The sequence below is a fragment of the Streptomyces sp. NPDC001880 genome (assembly GCF_053594575.1).
In genome coordinates this window covers 1-1,690 of record NZ_JBSFET010000268.1, presented here as the reverse complement: position 1 = coordinate 1,690, position 1,690 = coordinate 1, and the positions used below count along the sequence as shown (strand labels likewise).

Here is a 1,690-nt window from a genome sequence, read left to right as displayed (position 1 = left end):
CCCGTTACCTTTTTCGTGCCCCGCAATGGGGCGCCTGGCCTCCGGGTCCGGTATGGCTGTGTGCCCCCTGTCGAAGTCGATGACCTGGGGGGTGTTGCCGCCGGGCTTCGGGGCACTGCTTGACCGCTGATGAGGGGCCTGACGACCGCCTGGTCCGGTGCAATGCCGGACCGCTTTGCGGGTGGGGATGTCTGCGTAACGTGGTTGCCGGCGTGTGGTGCCGCAGGGACGGCCGGGAGTTGAGGAGACGAGAGGCGAGGGGCACGCGCACATGGTCGACACGACCGCGATAGATCTCTTCCTCGGCCTGGACCTGGGCAAAGAATTCCACCATGCCCACGGCCGGACCAGGGACGGCAGAACCGTGCACGACAAGCGGCTGCCCAACACCGAACCAAGACTGATGGAGCTGTTCACCAGGCTGGTGGCGAAGTTCGGCACCGTCCTTGTGGTCGTGGACCAGGTCGCCAACATCGGCGCACTGCCGCTGACGGTGGCCCGCGCGGCGGGCTGCCGGGTCGCTTACCTGCCCGGACTGTCGATGCGACGGGCCGCCGACCTGCACCCGGGTGAGGCCAAGACCGACGCCCGCGACGCGTTCGTGATCGCCGAAACCGCCCGGTCCATGCCGCACACCCTGCGCGCGGTGGACCGTGACGACGAGACGCTGGCCGAACTGACCATGCTCACCGGCTACGACAACGACCTGGCCGGCGAGGTCAACCGCACCACCAACCGGCTGCGCGGCCTGCTCTCCCAGATCCACCCCTCCCTCGAGCGTGTGCTCGGCCCGCGCCTGGCCTACCCCTACGTCCAGACCCTCCTGTCCCGGCACGGTTCCCCGGCCAGACTGAGAAGGCTCGGCCGGGCCCGCTGCGAGGCCCTGCTCAAGGCACACGGCTCGCGCAAGGCCCACCACCTGAGCGGGGAGATCTTCGACGCGCTCGCCGAGCAGACTCTCGTCGTTCCCGGCACCGAGGCGTCCGCGCTGATCGTGCCTGGCCTGGCCGCCCAGCTCGCCGCCGCCCACGCCCAGCGCCAGGCCACCGAGCAGGAGATCGCCGCCCTGCTGGAGGCCCTCCCTCTTTTCCACCTCCTGACGTCCCTGCCCGGCCTGGGCGTCAGGACCACAGCCGCGGTGATCGTCGCGATCGGTGACGGCACCGGCTTCCCCACTGCCGGACACCTCGCCTCCTACGCCGGACTTGCCCCGGCCACGAAGTCCTCGGGCACCTCGATCCGCGGCGAACACGCGCCCCACCGCGGCAATCGGCTCCTCAAACGCGCACTGTTCCAGGCCGCATTCGCCGCGATCGGCTCCAAAGCCGACCCGTCCTCCCGGATCTACTACGACCGTCAGCGGGCCCGCGGCAAGACCCACACCCAGGCGATCCTCCGCCTGGCCCGGCAACGCGTGAACGTCATCCACGCAATGATCCGCACCGGCGCCCTCTACGAACCGCGCCTCCCCGACGACATCGGTCTCGCCGCCTGATCCACCGCTCCTGCCCTCCAGGTCCCACCACGCCCGCGCACCGGCACGGCCACCCCGCCCTGCCGGCCACCGGGCTACCCATCAGACACCCGATCCGCCGGGAACGTCCCGCTTCGCGGGACGTTCCCGAAAACCATGCCCAACCCCCATAGACCGCCCCCGCCGGGGTTGACGAAACAGATAGGGGCACCCCCC

General features: G+C 70.3%; 1 protein-coding gene. It reads left to right on the top strand.

The genetic code is table 11. The annotated features are described in order from the left end of the window. Nucleotides 1-271: 271 nt before the first annotated feature. Entirely contained in the window at nt 272-1,495 is a 1,224-nt protein-coding gene (locus ACWCQ6_RS37150; RefSeq protein WP_451096909.1) for an IS110 family transposase, read from the top strand. The last annotated feature ends 195 nt before the right edge of the window (nt 1,496-1,690 follow it).

Coding starts and splice junctions, on each gene's coding strand:
- ACWCQ6_RS37150 (WP_451096909.1), top strand. CDS start 272: ATGGTCGACACGACCGCGATAGATCTCTTCCTCGGCCTGGACCTGGGC.